Source organism: Paenibacillus flagellatus (assembly GCF_003217775.1).
Classification (GTDB): domain Bacteria; phylum Bacillota; class Bacilli; order Paenibacillales; family NBRC-103111; genus Paenibacillus_AB; species Paenibacillus_AB flagellatus.
This window is the reverse complement of record NZ_QJVJ01000001.1, coordinates 704,628-727,735: the sequence shown is the minus strand read 5'-3', so window position 1 is coordinate 727,735 and position 23,108 is coordinate 704,628. Positions and strand designations below refer to the sequence as shown.

Sequence of the window (23,108 nt, the reverse complement as noted above, 5' to 3'; positions counted from 1 at the left end):
AACGTCGGCGGCATTGCATGTAAGGAGGAGACGACCGATGCGAACTGGTCCGAGAATCGTGCTGCTCAGCGCCGGCTTCGGCGAAGGGCATGCGCAAGTATCGCGGACGCTGCAGCGCAAATTCGCCGACTACGGCTGTCGCGACGCGGTCATCGTCGATTTGTTCCGGGAAGGGCATCCGACGATGAACGCGTTCGCCGGTTTTTTATACGCCCGCAGCACCGCCTTGTCGGAAATCGGCCTCGACTATTACGGCTGGAGCTATTACCGGACGCGGGAAATGAAGCAGGACGGCTTTCTGGCCAAATGGCTCGGCTCGTGGGGCGTCCGCAAGCTGGCGGCGGTCATGCGCACGCTGCGCCCCGACGCGCTCGTCGCCACGTTTCCGTTCGGGGGCGCGTTCGAATATATCCGGATGCGGGGGATGCGCATTCCGACCTATACGGTCATTACCGACTTTACGCTGCACAACCGGTGGCTCAGCACGACGCCGGACCGGTTCTTCGTGGCGACCGACGACCTGAAGCGCGAGATGATCCGCCGGTCGGTCCCCGAGAGCCGCATCGCGGTTACGGGGATCCCGATCCGCGAAACGTTTTACGGCGAAGGCCGTCCGGCCGAGCGCGAGCGCTCCGTCCTGATTATGGCGGGGGCGCTCGGCATGCCGAGGCGCATCCGGGAAATCGCGAGGCGGCTGTCGGAGCTGCCCGGCACGAAAACGACCGTCGTCTGCGGCCGCAACGAAACGCTCCGGCGGGAGCTCGAGGCGGCATTCGCCCGCGAGCCGGACGTGGACGTGCGCGGCTACGTGGAGCGGATCGACGAGCTGATGCGCCGGTCGTCGTGCCTCGTCACGAAGGCGGGCGGCGTCACGTTGTCCGAAGCGCTGCAGATCGGCATCCCGATCGTCGTCCACCGGCCCATTCCCGGACAGGAGAAGGAAAACGCGCTCTACTTGGCGGGCAAAGGGCTGGCGCGCATTTCTTACACGATTCGCGATCTGCTCGAACAAACGTCGGATATATTGGATAACGAAGAGGTCGGGCCGCCGGAAGCGATCCCGAATCGCACCGTACCGTCCGGTTGCGCGGCCGAAACGATCGTCGAAGAAATTACGCGCTCGATCGGTCGCGACGCCGGACCGGCCCCGGAGGTTGCGGCCCGCTCTTCCAATCGCTTCGGAAAGGTCGGGAGGTTCACATGATGCCGTCATCCTCGTTCAAGCGCCCGTCGGCGGCGGCGCTGCCGCCATTCGTGCGGCTTGCCGCCGTTCTGTTCGTCATGGAGTTCGTGCGAAGCGCGTTTCTGATCTCGTTCCTGCCGGCGTATGCGGCCGGCCGTCTCGGCGTCTCCGTCGCGGCCGTCGGCCTCGCCGTATCGATCCATTACGTCGCCGATACGGCGGTGAAGGCGGCGGCCGGCTACTTGGTCGACCGGTTCTCGTCGCGCCTGATGCTGCATGCGGCGTTCGGTACGACCGGGGCCGGGCTGCTGACGGCGTTTTTCGGCCAGCAGCCGTGGATGCTCGTCGTCGGCGCGATTTTGATCGGCATCGGCGTGTCGCCGATTTGGCTGCTGTGCATGAGCGAGGTGCGCGAGGACAACCGCGCTTCCCAGATGGGATCGATTTATACCGTATGGCTGGCCAGCCTGGGAGCGGGGCCCGTCGTCATGGGATTTTTGCTCGACCGGGGCTACGGCGTCTCGTTCGGCGTGCTGGGCGGATTGCTCGCGTTCGGCTGGGCGGTCGCGCTGGGCTGGAACGTTCGCCGAGGCATTTCCGCCCGGTCGGTGCCGCTGCGCGAACAGCTGGCGCAGCTGGGCGGCAAGCTGGCGGCGATGAAGCCGCTCGTGCCGGGCATGGTGCTGCAGACCGCGGCCGCCGGTCTGCTCGTCCCCGTGCTGCCGACGTTCGCGACGGACAATATGGGTCTCGATTACTCCGGCTATTCGCTCGTCCTGATCGTCGGAGGGGCGGCGACGGCGGTCGGGCTTATTCCGATGGGACGGCTGTCCGACCGGTGGGGCCACCGGCGCTTTCTGGTCGTCGGCTTCGCCGGCCTGGCCGCGGCGCTGTTCCTGCTGCTCTCGTCGTCGGGACTCGTCCCCTCCATGCTGCTCGCCGCCGTTCTCGGTCTGTCTTACGCCGTCGTGCTCCCGTCGTGGAACGCGCTGCTGGCTTCCTTCGTGCCGGACGATCAGAAGGGAACCGGCTGGGGCGTCCTGTCCAGCATCGAAGGGATCGGCGTCATGATCGGCCCCGTCGTCGGCGGATGGGTGGCCGGCACGTACGACCCTTCCGTGACGGTGGGGGCGAGCGCCGTTCTGCTGGCGGGAATCGCCGCGTTTTACGGCTTTTTTCCGCAGAGGCGGCTTACTTCGCCGGAACAGACCGAATAAGCACGGACGGCGTCGCGGAGTGCGTGCGAAAGCGAAAAGCCCGCCCCTTCGGATACGGGGGGCGGGCTCGTCGAGGCCGGCCGTAAGAAGGCCGTTCAATCGCTGTCGGTCGGATATTCGTCGTGCGACTCGTCGTGCGTGTTATGATCGGCCGGGTAGCCGCCCCGGTTGAGCCCTTCGTGGAGCTCCCGGTTTTCGTAATTGAACGAGTTGGGCGGCCGCTGATCCTCGCGCCACGGCGTGCTTTTGCCGAGCGATTCGGTCAGCAGGCTGGACCCGTACGGGCCTTCGGGAAATTCCTCCGCGGTCAAGTCGTTGCGCTGCGATTCGACGGTGGCCAGATCGGTGTAGTCGCTCCGGCGCTCCTCAAGGAAGCCTTCGCCGCCGTTGCGCGGCGTTTTGTTTTCATTTGCGTTTGCGTATTCGTTTTCGGACATGTCAAAACCCTCCTGTCGGACACGTTTGTACCAGTGTGCCTCGGGAGGGTCTTTCTTATGTGCCGATCATGCCGGCAGCGTCAAATATCGGTGAAATTGACCATGCCGACGACCTCGACGAGAAATTGGCGAAGCTCGTCGGCCGCTTCCTCGGACAACCGGTACACGTGCTCCAAATAGCCGGGTTCGTCCAGATCGTCGGGGCCAAGGATCGCCGTCCGGCCCGACTGGATGTCGGTTACGAGCGTTTTGCCGTAAAACCGGCTGGTCGTCGTCACCGCCAAGTCGAAGCGCTCGAGCGAGGGGGAGATGAAGCAGACGAACCGGGTTTTCGTTTCTTCCGTATGGTCGTACAAAAAATCGAATGAATTCGCGGACATGCGCGGCCTCCGTCATCGTTGTGTCGTTACTCCGATTATACATGAACGCGCTCCGGACGGCAAAAGGGCGTCGCGCGTAAACCGCCGCCGCCTCGGCGTCGTCAAATTCGTGAACAATTTCCAATTCGGGGCGCTGGAATACGCGATGCTGTCGCCGCGGCTCCGCGAGCTGAACCGCAAGTCGTTCGAGGCGGCCAATTGGGTGACGGGAACGTCGAGCCCATGGCTCGAGCGGTACCGGATCGAAGGCGGGACGAAACGGGAGGACGGCTCGGTCGCGTTTCAAGTCCGGTTCGACTACCGATCGTCCACCGATATCGACAAGGAAGTGCCGTGGACCGACATCGAGCCGTTCCCGGTCGTCGTCTCCGAAGACGAGGACGGCTGGCGCGTGTCGTCGTTCCTGCACAATTGGAAACATCAGTCCGTGCGGCTGCCGGACGGCGTCGTCTTGACCGATTTCGACGGCGTCTACGAAGGGAGCGACGTCCGCCTGCAATTGCAGCGTCTCGGCGTGGCGAACGGGCCGGATCCGATCCGGGAGGCGGTCGGCAACCATGCGGAGATCGTCGAGCGGCGGGAGATGGACCTCCCGGTCGGCAAAGCGACTTTCGCGGAAGTGAAGCGGACGCCGCCCGCCGCCGCGCAATCGGATGCCGTCATGCGGGAATACTGGCTCGTCGTGCTGGACGACGAGCCCGAACGCGCCGACCGGAAGCGCGCTTATGCGTGGACCGGGATCGTGACGGGGGACGCGGAGGCGGCCCGGGAGGAGCTGCTCGACACCGCGCGGACGTGGAAGCTCGAGCAGGAATAAGCGAAGCTTCGACAGGCCGGTTAGCGTGCGGCCGGTTAACCGATAATGAGGTCCTCCCGCGGGAAGTGGTATTTCTCCGCCCTTCGCTTCATCCGGAACATGAGCAGCAGCGACAGGATGCCGATCCGGCCGATGAACATGAGGACGGAGAGCAGCGCCTTCCCGGCAACCGACAAGTCGCCGGTTATGCCGGTCGACAGCCCGGACGTTCCGAAGGCGGAGCATACCTCGAAGATGATTTTGTCGAGCGCGTAATGCTCCCGTTCCAATGCGTCGAGCAGCAGGACGCTCGTGACGACGAGCATCGCGGCGAAGGTGAAGACGACGAAGCTTTTCGTCACGTCCTCCTGTCCGACGGAGCGGCGGAACACCCGCACCTCGCTGCGCCCGGTCGCGAACGTGATCAAGGTCAAGATCATGACGGCGAACGTCGTCGTCCGAATGCCGCCCCCGACGCTGGACGGGCTCGCTCCGATGAACATCAGGATCGACATGAGCATCTGGGTCGGACCCGTGAATTCGTTGACGTCCATCGTCGCCAAGCCGCCGCTGCGCGTCGTGACGGAATTGAACAGCGAGAAGAACAGCTTTTGATGCCACGGCATGCCGGCGAACGCCGAGTCGGATTCGACGATCCAGATGCCGACCGCACCCGCGACGACGAGCAGGAAGAACGTCGTCACCGTCACTTTGGCGTACAGCGAGAAGCGGAATCCTTTCTTGCGCGCCCGAACGTACTCCCTTACCTCCAGCAGTACCGGAAAGCCGATCGCGCCCAATATGAGCAAAACCATCGTAACGGACTGGACGAAATAATCCTCGGCGAACGACAGCATCGAATCGCCGAACAGGTCGAAGCCGGCGTTCGTATAGGCGGATACGGAATGGAACAAGCCGTAATAGAACGACTGCAGCCAGCCGTCGCTATAGCCGGCCAGCCGGAAGTAGACGCCGAGCACGACGGTGCCCGCCGCCTCGAACGACAACGCCAGCAGCAGGATGGAACGCATCAGCTGGACGACGCCGGACAAGTTGTACCGGTTCTGGTCGACCATGATGAGCCTGCGGTACGACAGCGTAATGTTGCGGCCGAGAAGCAGCCAAAGAAACGTGCCCAGCGTCATGATGCCGATGCCGCCGAACTGCATGACGCCGAGCAGGACGAACGTGCCGAATACGCTGAACGTATCGGCGACGCCGATCACGCCGAGCCCCGTCACGCTGATGCCGCTGACGGCGGTGAACAGCGCGTCCACGGGCGCGAGGCGGACGCCGGGCTTCAAGCTGAGCGGCAGCAGCAGAAGAACGGTCGAAACGGCGGTCGCGACCAAATAAGAGACGATAATGAATTGCGTCGGCGTCAAGCCGCCCAAGCGCCGACCGGACCATGACTTCATCGAGCATACCTCCGAATTCGTTGGCCTTATTGTACTACAAATCCGGACGGACGAAAAATGTCGCTTCCTGCAGTTGTAACCGTCGCCGAAATATGGTAATATGAGGAAGTATCGAATATCGGCCGGAGGAAGCACCTCTTTCACGCTTGCGTGGGAGAGGTGCTTTTCGTCGTTGCCGTCCAAATGCGAAAGGGGAGTATGGGATGAATCTCGTGTTTTTGAACAGCTTCGAGAAGGCGGACGGGCAAGAAGGAGCCGTGACGGCGCAAGTGTCCATCGCCGAGGAGTTCGGAGAGTGGCGGGTATGGTGGCACCAGCCGGACGGAGAAGGACGATCGGTCCAGGAGAGCTGGTACGCCGGCTCGGCTTGGAACGACATGATCGCCGAATTCCGCGGACGCGTGGCGGAGAAGCGGCTGGCCGGCTTCCGCCCCGTCGTCGATTTCGCAGGGGAGCGGGATTCCGCGGGGGCGGGCCGGTCGATCCTCGTCCGGAAGCTGGAATATTACGGCGAGCACCATACGGACGAGGCGCTGTACGAGGCGCTTCGCAAGTGGCGTAACGGACAGGCGGCGCGCGAAGGGAAGTCGCCGTTCATCATCGCCTCGAACCGGATGCTCAAGATGATCAGCGCATTCGTCCCGCAGACGGAGGAGGAGCTGCGGCACATTCCCGGCTTCGGCGAGCAGAAGGCCGCGTCGTACGGTGCCGCGATTCTCGCTTTGACCGGCGAGGCGAACCGGAACGTATCGTTTCCGCTCGATTGGGTGGCGGAGGAGGTCGACACGGCGCACGTCGAGCAATGGATGCGCGAGCGGCGGGAGCAGCGGCTTCAGGGCGAGACCGCAAAGCAGGAGCTGAAGCGGAAGCTGCTCGAGGCGATCGCGGAAGGACGGACGCTGGCCGAGCTGGAGCCGGAGTCCGGGCTCGGCAGGCGGGAGCTCCTCACCTGGCTGGAAGAGCTGGACAAGGAAGGCTGCGAGCTGGAGCCGCTGATCGCGGCGGAGCTGGCGAGCGTGCCGGACGAGATCGTGGATAAAGCGTGGAACGCGTTCGGGACGGCGGGCGACCGGTTTCTGCGCCCCGTCCTGCGAAAGCTGTACGACGAGAAGAAGCTGGACGAGGAGGCGCTCGGACGCGCGTACGAGTGGCTGAGGCTGCTGCGCATCCGCTACCGGAAAGCGAAGGCGGCTGCGGCCGAGACGGTCGCCGGCGCGAACGAAGGCGAGCCGCTGCCGGAGCAGTCGGCGTAAGCGCGCGGAACGGCGCGAAAAAAACGTTGACGGGACGATCGGCTGCTGGTAAGATACGGATTAATACAATTAAACCTATTGAAATTATAGGATATTGCCGATCGGTCTACCGAAGGCGTCCTTGCCGCAGCGCGAAGCTTGCGGCTCGGGCGCCTTTTTTTACGGTTCGCGGCCATGACGGCGGGCATAACGCGCCCTTCCATTACGACGAGGAGGAATGACCATGTCCCAACAACCGAAAGCTCTGCAGCCCGAAACGCTCGCCATCCATGCGGGCCAAACGCTCGATCCGGCGACCAACGCCCGGGCGGTGCCGATTTACCAGACGACCTCGTACGGCTTCCGCGACTCGGAGCATGCGGCGAACTTGTTCGCGCTCAAGGAGTTCGGCAACATTTACTCGCGCATCATGAACCCGACGTCCGACGTGTTCGAGAACCGGATCGCCGCGCTTGAAAACGGCGCGGCGGCATTGGCCGTCGCTTCCGGCCAGGCCGCGATCTCGTACGCGATTCTGAACATCGCGGGCGCCGGCGACGAGATCGTCTCGTCGACGAGCCTGTACGGCGGGACGTACAACTTGTTCGGCACGACGCTGCCGAAGCTGGGCATTACGGTAAAATTCGTCGATTCGTCCGATCCCGAACAGTTCCGCGCCGCCATCACGCCGAAGACGAAGGCGCTGTACGCGGAGACGATCGGCAATCCGCGCGGCGACGTGCTGGACGTCGAGGCGGTCGCCCGGATCGCCCACGAGAACGGCATCCCGCTCATCGTCGACAACACGTTCCCGAGCCCTTATCTGCTTCGCCCGATCGATTACGGGGCGGACATCGTCGTCCATTCCGCCACCAAGTTCATCGGCGGCCACGGCACGTCGATCGGCGGCGTCATCGTCGACTCCGGCCGATTCGACTGGAAAGCGAGCGGCAAATTTCCCGGCCTGACCGAGCCCGATCCGAGCTACCACGGCGTCGTCTACACGGAGGCGGTCGGACCGGTCGCCTACATCGTCAAGGCCCGCGTCCAGCTGCTGCGCGATCTGGGCGCTTCGCTCGCGCCGTTCAATTCGTTCCTGCTGCTGCAAGGGCTGGAGACGCTTCACCTGCGGCTGGAACGGCACAGCGCCAATGCGCTGGAGGTCGCGCGCTTCCTGCAAAGCCACGACGCGGTCGAATGGGTCAGCTATCCGGGCTTGGACAACCACCCGTCCTACGCCCTCGCGCAAAAATATTTGCCCAAAGGCCAAGGCGCCATTTTGACGTTCGGCATCAAGGGCGGCGTCGACGCCGGCCGCAAGCTGATCGACAGCGTCAAGCTGTTCTCGCACTTGGCGAACGTCGGCGACTCCAAGTCGCTCATCATTCATCCGGCCAGCACGACGCATCAGCAGCTGACCGCCGCCGAGCAGGAAGCGGCCGGCGTGTCGCCGGGTCTGATCCGGCTGTCGGTCGGCACGGAATCGATCGTCGACATTATCGACGATCTGCGGCAGGCGATCGAGGCGAGCCAGGCGTAAGCGTGATGCAACCGAAGAAAGAGGCCGAAGGGCCTCTTTCTTGGCGTCGCCGCCGACGGACGCGGCCGAGCCGCCATTCGGTCATGAAACTGCTATCGATCGTCATGGAAGTGTATAGCCGCCGTCTCCGGCCCGCTTATACAATGGAATCAAGTTCCGCCACGGAACGACCGGAAAGGAGGGAGGAAGAGAGCGAGGGATCGACGGGAGCGGTCCGCCGGAACGGCGAGACGCTGGCCGAACCGAACTGTGCAAGCGCTTACGAGAGGGACTGGCTTGCAATCCATTATGTTAAGGAGGCGATCCATCATGTTTCTTCCCAGACCGACCGGCCGAATCGGCTTGCTGATGCTTGCGGCGCTTCTGCTTCTGACCGCGGCGTCAAGCTTCTTCCTGCCGCGTTCGGCGGGCGCGACGGCGGGCGACGGTACGCCCGGAGACCCGAACATCCGTTACTACGGGCGGTGGGATACGAGCGCGCCGACCGTCTACAAAAGCTATTACGGCGGCGCCTACTTCAAGGTCAACTTCACCGGCACGACAGTGAAAATCAAGCTGGGCGGTCCGGTCAACCTGCAGGTGAGCATCGACAACGGCCCGGACACGGCGTACCCGAGCGCGAACGGCACCGTCAATCTGACGCCGACCCCGTTATCGGGAGGCGTGCATACGCTGCGGGTGGCGACGACGTACGCCCAGTACGACGTCATGTCGTTCCAGGGGCTCGTGCTCGACGCCGGAGCGACGACCGTACAGCCTTCGGTCCGCCCGAGGCTGATCGAGTTCGTCGGCGATTCGATAACGGCCGCCTATCAGAACACGAAGGGCGCGGTATCCGGCTTCGCCTGGCTCGCCGCCGAAGCGGTCAACGCCGACCATACGCAGGTCGCCTATCCCGGCGTCTGTCTCCAAAACGGCATCCAATGCTACTCGCCGAATCCGGTCGGGATGAGCAGCCACTATTTCAAGACGAAGACGGTCCGCGAGGCGACGTACGGCACCGTCCTGCCGGATTGGGACTTCACGACCTATACGCCGGACGTCGTCGTAATCAATCTCGGCACGAACGACCGGGCCTTCCAAGTGACGGACGCCGACTTCCAAGCGACATATTCGGCGTTTTTGCAGGGGATCCGCGCCAAGCTGCCGGACGCGGCCATCCTCGTCATGCGCACGTTCGGCGGGTACAAGGCGGCGCCCACGCTCGCCGCCGTGAACGACCGGATCGCCGCGGGCGACGCGAACGTCCATTACGTCGACACGACCGGCTGGCTCTCCGGCGCCGATTTCGCCGACGGCGTCCATCCGTCGGACGCCGGCCACGCGAAGGCGGCCGGCCTGCTGGCGCCGATTCTCCGCGCCCACCTGCCGGAAAACTTGGCGCTGAACAAGCCGGCGACCGCCTCCAGCAACGCGGCATACGCCGGACTCTCCGTGGACGGCAAGCCTTGGTCCCGTTGGGGCAGCGCCTACGCGAACAACGAATGGTACAAGGTCGACCTCGGCTCCGTGCGCACCGTAAGCAAAGCGGTCATCGATTGGGAGGCGGCGTACGATACGGCGTATTCGATCCAAGTGTCGACGGACGATTCGACCTATACGACCGTCTACTCGACGACTTCCGGCGGCGGAGGAACGGAGACGATTACGTTCCCGCCGGCAAGCGCGCGGTACGTGAAGCTGCTGTGCACGACGAGGGCGACGCCCTACGGCAGCTCGTTCTGGGAGCTCGAGCTGTACGAATAAACATGGAGGCAGACGAAGGCCGCCTCGCCGTCGGACATTCCGATAGCGGGGCGGCCTCTTCGTTCGAGCCGGTCAAAACCAATCCTTTTTCTTGAAAAAAATCGTCATCGACAAGCCGACGGCCAGCATGATGCCGAGAATCAAATAATAGCCGTGGGGCGACTTCAGCTCCGGCATATAGTCGAAGTTCATGCCGTAAATGCCGGTAATGATCGTCATCGGCATGAAAATCGTCGTCAGTGCGGTGAAGATGCGCATGATTTCGTTGGCGCGGTTCGACAGGCTCGACTGGTACGCCTCGCGCAAGTTGCCCATCAAGTCGCGGAACGTCTCGAACGTTTCCGTAATTTTCACCGCATTCTCGTGAATGTCGCCGAAATATTTTTGCAGCTGGTCGTCGATCAGGCGAAGCTCTTTTTTATTCAACGCCCAGATGACGTCGCGCTGCGGCACGAGCATCTTCTTCAGCCACAATATTTCGCTTCGCAGCCCGATAATTTCGTTCAGGTGCGATTTCTTCGTATGCATGAGGATGTCTTCCTCGAGCGATTCGATCTTCGCTTCGATCCGGTCGCCGACGATAAAGTAATTGTCCACGACCATGTCGACGAGATGGTACAAAAACCGGTCGGCCGAGTTGACCTCTTCCTCCCACAGCACCGGCTTGATCGAGCGGATTTCGTTGATTTTTTGCCGGGTGACGGTGATGATGGCATGCTTGAACAAGAAAATGTTCAAGGCGCGCAGGAAAATTTCCTCGTCGTCGAACCGGATGCTGTTGATGACGATAAAATAGTGCGTGTCGTACAGCTCGATCTTCGGCCGCTGCTCTTCCTCGGTCAAGCTGTCCTCGACGGCGAGGTCGTGCAGCTGGAACAGCGGCTGCAGCATCTCCAAATCCTCGACGCTGGCGTCGATCCAATAAAAGCCGTTGGCCGGCGGCACGAGCGCCGCGGCGATATCCTCGACTGGCGTAAACAACCCGTTTTGAACCAGACGTACCTTCATCTGTCTCACCCCTTAGCAGTGTTCCCCGGAACCGGGAAATGTCGCCATGCGTTTTTTCGCTGGAAGCGCCAATAAGACATCGCACGTCCGAAGACGAACGCCATGCCCAAAGACGCTTGCTTGCGCAGGCCCATCATCGCAGGAAATGGCCGCAAGACGCAGCAAACGATCCGCTTTAGCTAGAGGGAACGACAGAGGGCAGTCCGGCTACGCGGGGCGTAGGACCGGAAGGCGCGACGCACCGGGGTCAAGCTCCGACCGCCGTTCCCGGCTATGCAGTTGATTCGTTGTCGGTCTGGGTCGGTCCCCGTCCATGCATCGTTCACCCCTTCTGTTCGCAACATTCGTTCGTCCCGCCTGCCGGCGGGACAAGTCAATTCTCGTCTAGTATAACGCCTCGTGCGCCAAACGCACAAGATACCCGCGAGCTTTTCGCCCCAAGGAGCGGGAAGGCGTCGCGTCGGAGCCGTAAACGCAAACGCGATCGCAACCGGCCTATTACAGCATATGCACGTCGAAACGAGCGGTTCAAAGCCGAAGCGGAAGCGGAGCGCCGCCGCGAGCGGTTGCCCGGAAACGGCGCCTCTCCGATCGGCGGTCCGATCGGGCATCAGGAGGGCGACGCGGAAACGGCGCCGTCTTCCGAGGGACGGTGCATCGCTTCCATCTCGGCGCACAGCTTCTCTTCACTGCCCAGACCGGCCCAATACAGCCGAAGCTCGCCGACCAGCTTGCGCAGCTCGCTGTCCTTGACGTTCAAATCGTCGAGCAGACGGAAGCTCGGCATAATTTCGCGGAACATGGCGAAGCGGGACGGCCGGTTGACGGCGGCGTTTTCCGGGCCTCTCCATTCCGCCGCGGCGACCCGGGCGGGGAGACTGCACGTGTTTTGCCGGATCGTCAGCTGGGCTTTCGGCGAAGTGACGAAATCGATCAGCTTTTTGGCGGCCTCCTTGTTTTTGGACCGCCGGTTCACGGCCATGCCGATTACGATGAGCGTCGTGAGAGGCTCGCCGAAATGAGGGATCGGCGCGATGTCGTAGTCCAGATCGGTATCGCGAAAATGATTCAAGGTGAAGTAGCTCGTAATCGCCATGGACAGCTTGCCTTGACGGAACATGTCGATCTTCTGCGTCTCCCAATTCATCAGGCTGTTCGGCAGCAGCGGCATATCCTTGTACAGATCCCGGCTGAATCGGATCGCTTCCATCATGCGAGTGCCGGACAGCTTCAGACGGCCGTCGTCAGCGCGCTCGAACGATTTCCCCATCTGCATGAGCAGGACGGCGGCCCGATTCAGCGTGGAAAAATAACAATGGAAGCCTACGCGCTCGTTCGGAATGGACAAGTCGGCGGCGCATTCGCTTAACCGCTGCCAGCTCCAGCTGCTGTTCGGCTCCTGCAGCCCGAGGCGCGCGAAATGGTCCCGATTGTAGCATAAAATGAGCGGCGAAAAGACGAAAGGCTGAATTCGCAGCCGGCCGTTCTCCGTGAACGAGTCGGACAGGAAGGGGTAGATGTCCTGCTGCCGGTCGAGCGGCTCCAGCTCGTCCAGGCTGCCGTTTTCGGAAAATTGCATGAAGTTTTCATAATTCAAGGTAACGACGTCCAGCATGCCGCTGTCGAGGTAAGGCATGATATGGTCGTACGAATAGCCGGCGATCGGCACGGCTTGGACGTGAATGTTCGGATGCTCCTCCCGGAACATGGCGATCAGCGTATGAATGTCCGCGTCGTCCGGAATGGTCGGCAAGTACCCCAAACGGATCGTGACCGCGCCTTTGTCCGCGGGGTCGACGACTTTGCTGCCGATCTTCGGAATTTTCACGATCAATCCGTCGCCGACGAGCAGGTCGAGCCCTTTGCGCACGGACTGGACGCTCAGCCCGTATTGCTCGGCGAGCTGCTTCTCCGAAGGCAAATAGTGATCCGGTTCGATGGCGCCGGCCATAATGCCGTTGCGAATCGACGAGACCATCTCGTCCAGCCGGGGGCGGAACGTCTTACGGCTAGGCTTTCGCGACATAAGTGGATCATCCCTTTATGACTTATAATTATTGATCATAGTAGATGGCGTCCAGCATGTCAAACAAAATTGATTCATATCGAAAGCAGTGTTCATCTATTTAAATACTAGATAAATATCAAAAACATTATAAATTTCGTTCAAAACGACCGTTTTTTTAAAACTGATCTGTAACGGAAAATATTATTTGACTGTTACTTCTTCCTTACATATATTTAATTTTGAACAATAAATATTAGATAAGTATCAGAAAAAAGTTTCCGGTTAGGATGGAGCTCATCAAGGGGGATGCTTCGATCTGCATGGCAAAAGGGGTGGTAAGCGCTTACTGATGTCCGGATTCGCAGCCGCATCCCGGAACGGGATCGCCGAATGAACCAATACTTTATCGAAAAGGATGGTCGAATCGAACATGATCAAACGCAAATCGACGTTGGCCGGCTTGGTCGGCTTGATACTGCTCCTTCTGCTGGCCGCTTGCGGAGGAGGCGGCGCCGGTACGGCCGGCGAAGGCGCCGATTCCCCGAACCCCTCGCCCAAAACGGCGGAAAAGCCGCGGGAGCCGATCGAGCTGAAAATTCATGCGGGAGGCGTGTCGGAGGAGGAATTCAACAAAAGGTTCAAGAACGTGTTGCAAAGCAAGTTCCCGCACATCAAGCTGGTCTGGATGCCGTCGAACGGAAAAGGAACCACCATCCAGGATTATGTCGCGAGCGGCGACATTCCCGACATCATCCGCAACATTTCCAGCACGGTGCAAAGCAATTATTTGAATCTGGGGCTCGAATACGACATGCGCGAATTGGTCAAGAAGTACAATTACGACCTGAGCCGGTTTAATCCGATTTACTTGAAGGGCTTCATCGATCTGACCTCCCAGAACGGCGAGCTGTACGGACTCCCCGTCTCCCCGTTCTTCTCGCGGGTGCTTTATTACAACAAGGATTTGTTCGACAAATTCGGCCAGCCTTACTTGAAGGACGGCATGACCTGGGACGAGATTTACGATATCGCGAGGAAGATGACCCGCGTGGAGGACGGGGTCGCTTACCGGGGATTTTCCGCCAACGTCGCGACCTTCTTCACGTACAACGAATATTCGCTGTCCACGCTCGATCCGGAAAAGGACGAATTGTCCAGCTTCGATACGTGGAAAAAAATGTTCGACAACTACATCCGATTCTATCAAATCCCGAACAACGAAATCCGGCCGACGCTTGCCGAGGAGGGGGCCATGTTCCAGAAAGGGACGGTGGCGATTCACGCCGACATTTACTCCCCGTACCTCGATCTCAGCATGCTGAAAAACTGGGACATGGTATCGATCCCGATCATCGAAGGCGCGCCGAAGAAGATCGGCACGTTCCCGCCGGGCTATCTGATGATCACGAAGCAGAGCAAGCACAAGGAAGAGGCGTTCCAGGTCATTATGGAAATGCTGAGCGACGAGGTGCAAATGACGGACGCCCGCAACGGCTTCCTGCCGACCGTGAACAACAAGGACATGATGAGCGTGCTCGGCCAAGACAGCCCCGTCTACAAGGACAAAAACATGAAGGCCGTCGGCTACTACGAGTTCGCTCCGCTCCGTCCCGTGCGCGCGAAAGGAATGACGGTCATCGAGACGAACGTCGCCGATACGATTTTGCGAAATTCGTTTCTGGACGCGGCGCTCGGGAAGACGGACGTCAACTCGGCGCTGCGGAAGACGGACGAATTGCTGAAGCAGGAAGTGGAGAAAGCGAAAAGCAGGACGAAGTAAGATGCGCTTAAGAAAGGACTGACCCTCATGCCGGTTACCGGACTTCCGGGCAACGACCCGTTCCACGAATCTGCCGCGGCCCTTGCGGGGGACGCCGAATGGCCTTCCGCGGTGCTGTCGGGACTGAATATGCCGTTTCGGCCGATCGACTCGCTCGTTACGACGCAAAATCCGCCCGATTTCAGCTGGCCCTATATAGCCGACGCGGACCTTTACCGCCTTCAGGTGAGCCGCGATTCGGCGGGAACCGATGTCGTCCACGAGAACGACAGGCTGACGGCGAACGTATACAATTTCCCGCACACGTTCGAAGAAGGAATCTGGTATTGGCGCGTCAAGTATCGCCGTCCGGACGGCGGATGGTCGGGCTGGAGCGACAGCCGGAAGTTCCGGATCGCGGAGCGGAGCGTGCCCTTCCCGGTTCCGCCGGTTTCTCGGATTATGGGAGCCGTCCGCAGCGGCCATCCGCGGATTTGGACGAATGCCGATACGCTGGACGATTTCCGCGGATTGTCGCGGACGGTCGGAGCGGCGGTCTACCGGGCCAAGCTCGAGTCCGTGACGTCGCGCTTGGGCGATCCGCCGCCTGCCGAACCGACGTTCCCTTTTCCGGTGACGCATCCTCACGGCGACCCCGATTACGTGTACGCCCAGCGAACGCTGCGCGCCTATTCCGAAGGGGCCGTCGACCGGATGCTGGATGCGGCTTTCGTCTATCTGATCGGCGGATTGCCTGACATCGGGAGAAGCGCGAAGGCCCAGCTGATGAACATCGTCTCTTGGAATCCGGACGGCGCTACGAGCTACGCGGTCCACGACCAGGTGCATCGGGCGATCGCCTACCGCTCCGCGATGGCTTACGACTGGCTGTTCGACCTGCTGACCCCGGACGAGAGGCGGGACGTGCAAGCCATGATCAAGACCCGCACGGAGACGATGCTCCGGGACATTTTGCAAACCCATCCGATCAACCGGAATCCGTACGATTCCCACGGGTGGACCGCGTTCGGGTATATCGGCATTATCGCCACGGCCTTGCTTCACGACATCCCGGAGGCCGAGGCTTGGTATCGCGATATCGTGCCGGCTTACATCAATTTGCTGCCGCCATGGGGCGGAGAAGACGGAGGCTGGTCGCAAGGAACGGGCTATTGGCAATGGTCCTCGATGTTCGGCAAGGAGTTCATGGACGTCCTGCTCAGCTCGAGCGGCTTCAATCTGTATGACAAGGCGTATTCCCGCCACGAGGGGCTGTACCCGCTCTACGCCTTTCCGCATAACAGCCCGAAGGGGGTATTCGGGGACGACAGCGAATACAAGCCCGGCTCGCCCAGCGTCAGCATGCTGAACCGGCTGTCCGCCGTGTACGGCGATCCCCGCTTGAAATGGGCGTCGCGGGCGATCGGCCAGCCGCCGGGGGCGGAGCTGTACAACTATTTTTACGGGGACCCGGATCTGGACGCCAGACCTCCCGTCGACCTGCCCAAATCGAGGTGGTTCAAGGACGTGGGGCTCGTCGCCATGCATTCGGAGCTGTACGATCCCGACCGGGTATCGCTTTACTTCAAGTCCAGTCCGTACGGCAGCTACAATCACAGCCACGCGAGCCAGAACGGGTTCATCCTGAACGCATTCGGGGAGCCGCTCGCCATCGACAGCGGCTACTACGACTATTATCACAGCAAGCACCATGCCCGGTATACGAAGCAGACGTTCGCTTCCAACGCGATTACCTTCGACGGGAAAAACGGGCAGTCGGTCAACGATATCGATGCGAAAGGACGCATCGCCGGCTTCGTCACGCATCCGGCTTTCGATGCGGTGTCCGGCGACGCGGCGGCGGCCTATAAGGGCGAGCTCGCCCAAGCGGACCGCCATGTGCTGTTCCTTCGACCCGGAACGTTCGTCGTCGTCGACAAGCTCCGAACCGCCAAGCCGGGCGGCTCGGAGTTCGAATGGCGCCTGCATGCCGAGGAGGAATTGACGATCGACGAGGACGGGGCCGGCGCCGCGATCGTCAAGGGAAGGGCGGCGCTCAAGGTCGACTTCCATGCTCCGGCGGGTTTGCGGACGACGGTCGACACGAAGTATCGGGCCGCGGACGGAAGCGAAGTGAAGCCGACCGGAGCTTACGAGCACGAAGAGCAGCGTCATGCGGCGTTTCTATCGCCCAGGACGAATGCGGTCGCGTTCGTCGCGACGATGGAGGTGCACCGGCGCGGCGAAAGCCCGGGGGCGGTGCGGTCGGAAGACTGCGGCGACTACAGGAAGCTGACGTTCGCGGACGGGACCGCGGTTTACGTAAGGATGACGGACGGCGGGGAAGTCGATGCCGGCGACGTCCGGTTCGACGGAGTGGCCGCGGCGGTCAGGGGCGACTCGGTCTTGCTCGTACAGGGAACCAAGCTCGTCAAGAACGGCGTGACGCTCGCGGAAAGCGCGAAGCCGGCGACCGTCGCCTTCGGGGACGGCCAGCTGTCGGTCTCGGGAGCGGCCGATACGCAGGTCGTGCTGCATGCGCCGGGCGTTACGAAGCTTCGCGAACGGGTGGGCGAAGCGGAAATCCCCTGCGGAGGAGAGGCGGCGGAGGCGATGGGGCTGCGCGGCGTGCATTGGCGGACGGAAGGCGACAGGTTGACGCTCCGGGTCGAGAAGGGGGAACGGTCGTTCAAGCTGGACGGAGCGCCCGTGTCGGAGCCGCTCGATCCCGTCGTCATGGAGACGGAGATCGACGGCGTGCCCGGGACGGTAACGCTGCGGGCGCATCGCGACATCGACGGGGCTGCCGTAGCGTGGGGCATGTTGCCCGGCATGCCGGGCTTGTACGAAGTGGCGGAGGCGCCGGACGGGTTCATGTTCGAAAAATACGGCCGCCCGGAGGTCGTCCGCTTGGAGGCGAACGAGCCGATTGCGGTCCGCGGCGCCGTCGGGAAGCTGAAGCTGCGGAGCGCCGGAGCCGGCCGCGCGCAATAGACGGCGCGGCTGCGGCGAAGGCCGGACGGTCGGGCGAATCGATCGGATAGGCGGATGCGCGAAACGAAATCGACAGACTACAGTGGGGAGAGACATACTGCGATGAGCTACAACTTGCTTGATTTGAATCGGAACGGACTTCCGAAGCTGACGGACGGTTTGGAGAACGCGGAGAGCTGGCACGACCGGCGAAAGGAGATCGAACGGGTATGGCTCGATGAGATCGGAGGCGTTCCCGACCGCGTTCCCGTATCGTACGAGGTGCTGGACGAAGCGAAGGAGGCGGACCATACGCGGATTCGTCTCGTCTACGATACGGTATACGGCGACAAGGTGAGCGCCTTCCTGCTGCTGCCGGACGAATCCGTCGGCGGGGCCGGCGCGGACGGCCGCCGGCCGGGACTACTGGCGCTTCATCCGACGCACGAGTCCGGCAAAGCCGACGTCGCCGTGCCGAACGGCCGCGCGAATCGGGGATACGGCGTCGAGCTCGTGTCGCGAGGCTACGTCGTGCTGGCGCCCGATGCGCTGACGGCCGGGGAACGGATTTACCCGGGGCTGCAAAGCTTCCGAAGCATGCCGTTCTACGAGCGGCATCCGGATTGGTCGACGGTGGGCAAAAACGCGATCGATCACATCCAGGGGGTCGATCTGCTCCGCTCGCTTGACGGCGTCGACGCGGACCGGATCGGGGCGATCGGTCATTCGTTCGGCGGCTACAACGCCTATTTCCTCGCCGGCCTCGATTCTCGCATCCGGGCGTACGTCAGCAGCTGCGGTTTCAGTCCGTTCTACGGCGATCGTCAACCGACCCACTGGGGCGAGCGCGATTGGTATACGCATCTTCCCCGCATATCCGGCCATTTGAGCCGCTACGAGGTGCCGTTCGAGTTTCACGAGATCGCCGCCCTGGCGGCGCCCGTGCCGGCGTTTCACTATTACGGCCAAAACGACCGCATCTTCCCGCATTGGCAAGCCGTCGGCGCCTGCATGGCGGAGCTCGACGAGCTGTACCGGTTTCTCGGCGCGGGGGACCGGTTCCAAGCGTACATGACCGCGGGGGGACACGATTTTCCGCCGGAAATCCGCGGGCTCGCGTATGCGTTCCTCGACCGGTGGCTGAAGGGGCCGTCCGGGCAAGATGAGGGGGCCGAAAGGCATCCAGCCGAATCCATCTTGACGAAATCGCCGGGATCGGCTACATTAATAACTAACATAACCGAATAGCTTTGAAACTCTTATCAAGAGTAGGTGGAGGGACTAGCCCTATGAAGCCCGGCAACCGACAGTTCCGTTTTATGACGGAAGTGCACGGTGCTAATTCTTGCGGGAACGAGCAACAACCGTTTCTGGGAGATGAGAGAGGACATGCGAGCGCGAAGCGGTGGCCTTTCTCCTGTTCCGGAGAAAGGCCTTTTAATTTTTCGACGAGGAGTGATCGAGATGCCGATCAAAGTACCGGACCATTTGCCTGCAAAAGAAGTGCTCATCGAGGAGAACATATTCGTGATGGACGAAACGGTGGCGTTCCACCAAGATATTCGTCCTCTGAAAATAGCGATACTGAACCTGATGCCGACGAAGGAAACGACGGAAACGCAAATTTTGCGCCTGATCGGCAACACGCCGCTGCAAGTCGAATTCGTGCTGCTTCACCCGAAATCGCATACGTCCAAAAATACGAGCGCCGAGCATCTGAATACGTTCTACAAAACGTTCGAGGACGTGAAGGACGATTACTTCGACGGCATGATCATTACCGGCGCGCCGGTGGAGCAGATGGAGTTCGAGGACGTGAACTATTGGTCCGAGCTGCAGCAGATCATGGATTGGACGAAGACGAACGTCACGTCGACGATGTATATTTGCTGGGCGTCGCAGGCCGGTCTGTACCATCATTTCGGCGTGCCGAAATATCCGGTCGAGAGCAAAATTTTCGGCGTCTTCCCGCATACGACGACGGCGAAGCACGTGAAGCTGCTGCGCGGGTTCGACGAGGTGTTCTTCGTGCCGCAGTCGCGCCATACGGAAGTGCGCAAGGAAGATATCGAGAAGGTGCCCGAGCTGGAAATTTTGTCCGAGTCCGAGGAAGCCGGCGTATACCTGGTCGCGACGAAGGACGGCAAGCATATTTTCGTAACCGGCCATTCCGAATACGATTCGTGTACGTTAAAATGGGAGTACGACCGCGACGTGGCCAAAGGTCTCGAGATCGACGTGCCGCGCAACTATTTCCCGAATAACGACCCGACCCGGCCGCCGCTCGTCACGTGGAGAGCGCATGCGAACCTGCTGTTCTCCAACTGGCTCAACTATTACGTCTACCAGGAGACGCCGTTCGACCCCGCCGCACGAAACGAAAAGCGCGAGAACGAGGAGTGGCTGACGTACGGAGCGGGGCTGTGAGCGGTCCCGCCCGGCTCCCCGTGCCCCGGCAGGCTGTATCGCATACATGGCCCGGATAAGGTACGAATGTACGTCATTTCGCCGAAACAGGCGGGCCGCGCGCCCAATAAGGTACATTCGTACGCTTCTCCCGCACCATGCCCGGCTCCGGCCGCCTCCGTGCGGCTCCTTTTTGACATAAACCCTATTATCCCGAGGAGGATTGTCACACTATGAAAATCGAAAGCCGTTTGGCGCAAATCGGCTCCCAATCGGAGCCGGTCACGGGCGCCGTCAGTTTCCCGATCTACCAAGCGACCGCGTTCCGCCATCCGCGGCTCGGACAAAGCACCGGCTTCGACTACTCGCGTACGAAAAACCCGACGCGCGCCGTACTCGAGCAGGCGATCGCGGAGCTCGAATCGGGCGACGCCGGCTTCGCCTGCAGCACCGGGATGGCCGCGCTGCAAACCGTTTTCGCGCTGTTCGGCCAGGGCGATCATCTGCTCGTCTCGCTGGACCTGTACGGCGGTACATACCGGCTGATCGAGAAGATCATGTCCCGCTTCGGCGTGACGGCGACTTACGTCGATACGAACGACATGGACGCCCTCGAGAGCGCCAGCCGTCCGAATACGAAAGCGATCGTCGTCGAGACGCCGACGAACCCGCTCATGATGATTACCGATCTGGAGAAAGTATGCGGCTGGGCGAAGGCGAAGGGCTACGTCGCGATCGTCGACAATACGCTGCTTACGCCGTTTTTTCAACGCCCGATCGAGCTCGGGGCCGACATCGTCGTCCATAGCGCGACGAAATATTTGGGCGGCCATAACGACGTGCTGGCCGGTCTCATCGTCACGAAGGGCAAGGAGCTGTCCGAGCAGATGGCGTTTCTGCACAATTCGATCGGCGCCGTGCTCAACCCGCAGGATTCGTGGCTGCTCATGCGCGGCATGAAGACGCTGGCGCTGCGGATGGAACGGCATCAAGCCAACGCGACGGCCATCGCGCAGTTTTTGCTCGGGCATCCGATGGTCGAGCAGGTGTTTTACCCGGCGCTGCCCGGCCATCCGGGCCACGATATCCAGAGCCGCCAATCGTCGGGCAACACGGGCATATTCTCGTTCCGCATGAAGGACGCCCGCACGATCGAGCCGATTTTGCGCCACATCCGGCTGATCGCCTTCGCGGAAAGCTTGGGCGGCGTCGAATCGCTCATGACGTATCCGGCGGTGCAGACGCACGCCGATATTCCCGAAGACATCCGCCGGCAGGTCGGCGTCGACGACCGGCTGCTGCGCTTCTCCGTCGGCATCGAGCACGTCGACGACCTGATCGCCGACTTGTCGAACGCGTTCGACGCGGCGCAGGCCGAGCTCGCCTAAGCGGTCGGCGGCAGCGGCTCGCGGGAAGCCCCTTTCGTCCGGAAAGGGGCTTCCCGCGTTGCCGGCGCGTTCGGGTCGGGCGCGTGCTCTCTTGGCCGTGCCGGAACTGGATTTCGCCCGCTTCCGCTTTTGCTCCCGTCGCCGACAAGCGGCGCCGCTACTGTATTTCGCAGGAAAATTGTGATAATATAGCAGTGTTGGATACAAGATTCGACCGGAACCTACGCAGGCGAACAACTTTTTGGGGGACCTCTATGACTCTCGTGCAAAACATCAAGCAGCATCTGAAAACCGTATTCAGCCTGCCGCTTCCCGATCGAATGCTGAAATATTTCCCCCCGTCCTTTACGCTGCGCGATCCGGTATTGTCCCTTGTCGACCAGTCCCGCCGGAACGGGAACAAATGCGCCGTCCTGCTGCTCAAGCTCGAAGGGGCGCTGCCCATGACGGAAACGTATCCGGCCGATTGCCTCCGCCGTTTGGAGCAATCGATCCGAAGCGCCATCGTCGCCGTGCTTCCGCAGTTTTTCCGCGAATCCGACATTATCGGGGCGAAGCATGACCACGACGAATACGTGTTGTTTTTATCGACGAACGAATTGCTCGATTACGACGTTATCCATAAAATGTCCCAACAGCTGCGGCTCGAGCTGGAGCGGCGCCTCGCCGCGGTATACGAAGCGACGTGGAGCGCGCCGTTCCGGTTCGTCGTCGGCTGCAGCTTCATCTCCCCGGACATCGCCGATACGACGACGGCGATCCGCAGCGCCGCCCAGTACGCGGCGTCGGTCGCGCACCGGCGGCTCCCGCCCGATTTTTGCTCCGCGCATTTGCGGCTCCTCGATTTGATCCGCGAGGAAGATATTCGCGTGCTGGCGCAGCCGATCATGAACCTCGAAACCGGGGAAGTATCCGGCTGGGAGTTTTTGACGCGCGGTCCCCAGAACACGCCGTTTCATTTCCCCGACGAGCTGTTCGAGTATGCGTATCAAGCCGATCTTCTCGCTAAGCTCGAGATGCTCGTGTTCAAAAAAGCGTTCCGGGAAATGGAGCGCCGCGGTCTGAAGGAGACGGTGTTTTTGAACGTGACGGCCGTCTCGCTCGCCCAGCGGTCGTTTCTCGAAGTGCTGCGCCAGACGATGGAGCAGTTTCCGCAGACGGAGCCGGGACAAGTGGTCCTGGAAATTACGGAGCGGCACCGCATCGACAATTACGCCCACCTGTCCGATATTTTGCGGGAGTACCGTTCGCTCGGCTTCCGCTTCGCCGTCGACGACGCCGGCTCAGGCTTCGCGAGCCTCCATTCGATTTCCGAGATCGGCCCCGATATGGTGAAGATCGACCGGTCGCTCATCCGGGATATCGACCGGATCACGTCGAAGCAGGTGATGCTTCGGACGATTCTGTTCATGGCCGAGCATATCAATTGCCAGGTCATCGCCGAAGGCGTCGAGCGTCCCGAGGAGGCGAACGTGCTGTTCGAGCATCGGGTGCGGATGGGACAAGGGTTTTATTTCGCCAAGCCCGCCCCGCTCCTGTATGAGGAAGAGCGATACCAGCTGCAGAAGCTGAAGGAGAAAATTATCGCGCAGCGCCAATTGGGCAGCGCCTGAACGA

Annotated in this window: 17 protein-coding genes and 1 riboswitch; of the genes, 12 read left to right on the top strand and 5 right to left on the bottom strand. The window is 61.3% G+C overall.

From position 1 onward, the window contains the following. Positions 1-37: 37 nt before the first annotated feature. Complete coding sequence (locus tag DLM86_RS03185) at positions 38-1,204, top strand: MGDG synthase family glycosyltransferase (protein WP_110838496.1); 1,167 nt, start codon at positions 38-40, stop codon at positions 1,202-1,204. Next, positions 1,201-2,400: an MFS transporter gene (locus DLM86_RS03180; protein WP_245954315.1), complete on the top strand. Its 1,200-nt coding sequence runs from the start codon at positions 1,201-1,203 to the stop codon at positions 2,398-2,400. Before DLM86_RS03185 ends, DLM86_RS03180 begins: the two co-directional genes overlap by 4 nt. Positions 2,401-2,495: 95 nt before the next feature. Here DLM86_RS03180 and DLM86_RS03175 read toward each other — a convergent pair whose 3' ends face one another. Together DLM86_RS03175 and DLM86_RS03170 are read right to left on the bottom strand one after the other, a co-directional pair. Further along, positions 2,496-2,837: a hypothetical protein gene (locus tag DLM86_RS03175; RefSeq protein WP_110838494.1), complete on the bottom strand. Its 342-nt coding sequence runs from the start codon at positions 2,835-2,837 to the stop codon at positions 2,496-2,498. Between the two features lie 80 nt (positions 2,838-2,917). Beyond that, positions 2,918-3,217 carry a DUF3055 domain-containing protein gene (locus DLM86_RS03170; protein WP_110838493.1) on the bottom strand — a complete coding sequence of 100 codons (300 nt, stop codon included), beginning with the start codon at positions 3,215-3,217 and terminating at the stop codon, positions 2,918-2,920. Between the two features lie 109 nt (positions 3,218-3,326). On the opposite strand from DLM86_RS03170, the gene DLM86_RS03165 reads away from it, so the two are divergent. Next, entirely contained in the window at positions 3,327-4,034 is a 708-nt protein-coding gene (locus tag DLM86_RS03165; RefSeq protein WP_146250141.1) for a hypothetical protein, read from the top strand. Positions 4,035-4,069: 35 nt separating this feature from the next. Here DLM86_RS03165 and DLM86_RS03160 read toward each other — a convergent pair whose 3' ends face one another. Further along, the gene (locus tag DLM86_RS03160; protein ID WP_110838491.1) at positions 4,070-5,431 is read right to left on the bottom strand and encodes a TrkH family potassium uptake protein; all 1,362 of its coding nucleotides are present in this window, start codon (positions 5,429-5,431) and stop codon (positions 4,070-4,072) included. A gap of 203 nt (positions 5,432-5,634) precedes the next feature. Between DLM86_RS03160 and DLM86_RS03155 the strand changes: the two genes are divergently transcribed. The 3 genes from DLM86_RS03155 to DLM86_RS03145 all read left to right on the top strand — a co-directional run bounded on the left by DLM86_RS03155 (position 5,635) and on the right by DLM86_RS03145 (position 9,949). Continuing rightward, the gene (locus DLM86_RS03155; RefSeq protein ID WP_110838490.1) at positions 5,635-6,684 is read left to right on the top strand and encodes an HRDC domain-containing protein; all 1,050 of its coding nucleotides are present in this window, start codon (positions 5,635-5,637) and stop codon (positions 6,682-6,684) included. 223 nt (positions 6,685-6,907) lie between these two features. Further along, positions 6,908-8,203 carry a homocysteine synthase gene (locus tag DLM86_RS03150; protein ID WP_110838489.1) on the top strand — a complete coding sequence of 432 codons (1,296 nt, stop codon included), beginning with the start codon at positions 6,908-6,910 and terminating at the stop codon, positions 8,201-8,203. 309 nt (positions 8,204-8,512) lie between these two features. Beyond that, positions 8,513-9,949: a galactose-binding domain-containing protein gene (locus tag DLM86_RS03145; protein ID WP_110838488.1), complete on the top strand. Its 1,437-nt coding sequence runs from the start codon at positions 8,513-8,515 to the stop codon at positions 9,947-9,949. A gap of 72 nt (positions 9,950-10,021) precedes the next feature. On the opposite strand, the gene corA is transcribed toward DLM86_RS03145, so the two are convergent. Further along, positions 10,022-10,957 (bottom strand): magnesium/cobalt transporter CorA, encoded by a 936-nt coding sequence (gene corA, locus DLM86_RS03140; RefSeq protein WP_110838487.1) that lies wholly within the window; start codon positions 10,955-10,957, stop codon positions 10,022-10,024. 610 nt (positions 10,958-11,567) lie between these two features. Continuing rightward, the gene (locus DLM86_RS03135; RefSeq protein ID WP_110838486.1) at positions 11,568-12,983 is read right to left on the bottom strand and encodes an extracellular solute-binding protein; all 1,416 of its coding nucleotides are present in this window, start codon (positions 12,981-12,983) and stop codon (positions 11,568-11,570) included. A gap of 412 nt (positions 12,984-13,395) precedes the next feature. Here DLM86_RS03135 and DLM86_RS03130 point away from each other — a divergent pair, with 412 nt between their 5' ends. The 6 genes from DLM86_RS03130 to DLM86_RS03105 all read left to right on the top strand — a co-directional run bounded on the left by DLM86_RS03130 (position 13,396) and on the right by DLM86_RS03105 (position 23,104). After that, positions 13,396-14,745, top strand: coding sequence for an ABC transporter substrate-binding protein (locus tag DLM86_RS03130; RefSeq protein ID WP_158289298.1), 1,350 nt, complete (start codon positions 13,396-13,398; stop codon positions 14,743-14,745). 27 nt (positions 14,746-14,772) lie between these two features. Beyond that, complete coding sequence (locus DLM86_RS03125) at positions 14,773-17,718, top strand: DUF4962 domain-containing protein (RefSeq protein ID WP_110838484.1); 2,946 nt, start codon at positions 14,773-14,775, stop codon at positions 17,716-17,718. Positions 17,719-17,820: 102 nt separating this feature from the next. Next, a complete protein-coding gene (locus DLM86_RS03120) occupies positions 17,821-18,945 on the top strand; it encodes an alpha/beta hydrolase family protein (RefSeq protein WP_110838483.1) in 1,125 nt (374 codons plus the stop codon). Positions 18,946-18,953: 8 nt separating this feature from the next. Next, positions 18,954-19,081: riboswitch (SAM riboswitch) on the top strand. Positions 19,082-19,161: 80 nt separating this feature from the next. Then, on the top strand, positions 19,162-20,124 hold the full coding sequence (gene metA, locus DLM86_RS03115; RefSeq protein WP_110838482.1) for a homoserine O-acetyltransferase MetA: 963 nt from the start codon (positions 19,162-19,164) through the stop codon (positions 20,122-20,124). 212 nt (positions 20,125-20,336) lie between these two features. Beyond that, entirely contained in the window at positions 20,337-21,491 is a 1,155-nt protein-coding gene (locus DLM86_RS03110) for an aminotransferase class I/II-fold pyridoxal phosphate-dependent enzyme (RefSeq protein WP_110838481.1), read from the top strand. Between the two features lie 254 nt (positions 21,492-21,745). After that, a complete protein-coding gene (locus DLM86_RS03105; RefSeq protein ID WP_110838480.1) occupies positions 21,746-23,104 on the top strand; it encodes an EAL domain-containing protein in 1,359 nt (452 codons plus the stop codon). Positions 23,105-23,108: the final 4 nt, after the last annotated feature.

Excerpts from the sequence above, each read along its gene's own strand:
- DLM86_RS03185 (WP_110838496.1), top strand. The coding sequence starts at position 38 with ATGCGAACTGGTCCGAGAATCGTGCTGCTCAGCGCCGGCTTCGGCGAA.
- DLM86_RS03180 (WP_245954315.1), top strand. The coding sequence starts at position 1,201 with ATGATGCCGTCATCCTCGTTCAAGCGCCCGTCGGCGGCGGCGCTGCCG.
- DLM86_RS03175 (WP_110838494.1), bottom strand. The coding sequence starts at position 2,837 with ATGTCCGAAAACGAATACGCAAACGCAAATGAAAACAAAACGCCGCGC.
- DLM86_RS03170 (WP_110838493.1), bottom strand. The coding sequence starts at position 3,217 with ATGTCCGCGAATTCATTCGATTTTTTGTACGACCATACGGAAGAAACG.
- DLM86_RS03160 (WP_110838491.1), bottom strand. The coding sequence starts at position 5,431 with ATGAAGTCATGGTCCGGTCGGCGCTTGGGCGGCTTGACGCCGACGCAA.
- DLM86_RS03155 (WP_110838490.1), top strand. The coding sequence starts at position 5,635 with ATGAATCTCGTGTTTTTGAACAGCTTCGAGAAGGCGGACGGGCAAGAA.
- DLM86_RS03150 (WP_110838489.1), top strand. The coding sequence starts at position 6,908 with ATGTCCCAACAACCGAAAGCTCTGCAGCCCGAAACGCTCGCCATCCAT.
- DLM86_RS03145 (WP_110838488.1), top strand. The coding sequence starts at position 8,513 with ATGTTTCTTCCCAGACCGACCGGCCGAATCGGCTTGCTGATGCTTGCG.
- corA (WP_110838487.1), bottom strand. The coding sequence starts at position 10,957 with ATGAAGGTACGTCTGGTTCAAAACGGGTTGTTTACGCCAGTCGAGGAT.
- DLM86_RS03135 (WP_110838486.1), bottom strand. The coding sequence starts at position 12,983 with ATGTCGCGAAAGCCTAGCCGTAAGACGTTCCGCCCCCGGCTGGACGAG.
- DLM86_RS03130 (WP_158289298.1), top strand. The coding sequence starts at position 13,396 with ATGATCAAACGCAAATCGACGTTGGCCGGCTTGGTCGGCTTGATACTG.
- DLM86_RS03125 (WP_110838484.1), top strand. The coding sequence starts at position 14,773 with ATGCCGGTTACCGGACTTCCGGGCAACGACCCGTTCCACGAATCTGCC.
- DLM86_RS03120 (WP_110838483.1), top strand. The coding sequence starts at position 17,821 with ATGAGCTACAACTTGCTTGATTTGAATCGGAACGGACTTCCGAAGCTG.
- metA (WP_110838482.1), top strand. The coding sequence starts at position 19,162 with ATGCCGATCAAAGTACCGGACCATTTGCCTGCAAAAGAAGTGCTCATC.
- DLM86_RS03110 (WP_110838481.1), top strand. The coding sequence starts at position 20,337 with ATGAAAATCGAAAGCCGTTTGGCGCAAATCGGCTCCCAATCGGAGCCG.
- DLM86_RS03105 (WP_110838480.1), top strand. The coding sequence starts at position 21,746 with ATGACTCTCGTGCAAAACATCAAGCAGCATCTGAAAACCGTATTCAGC.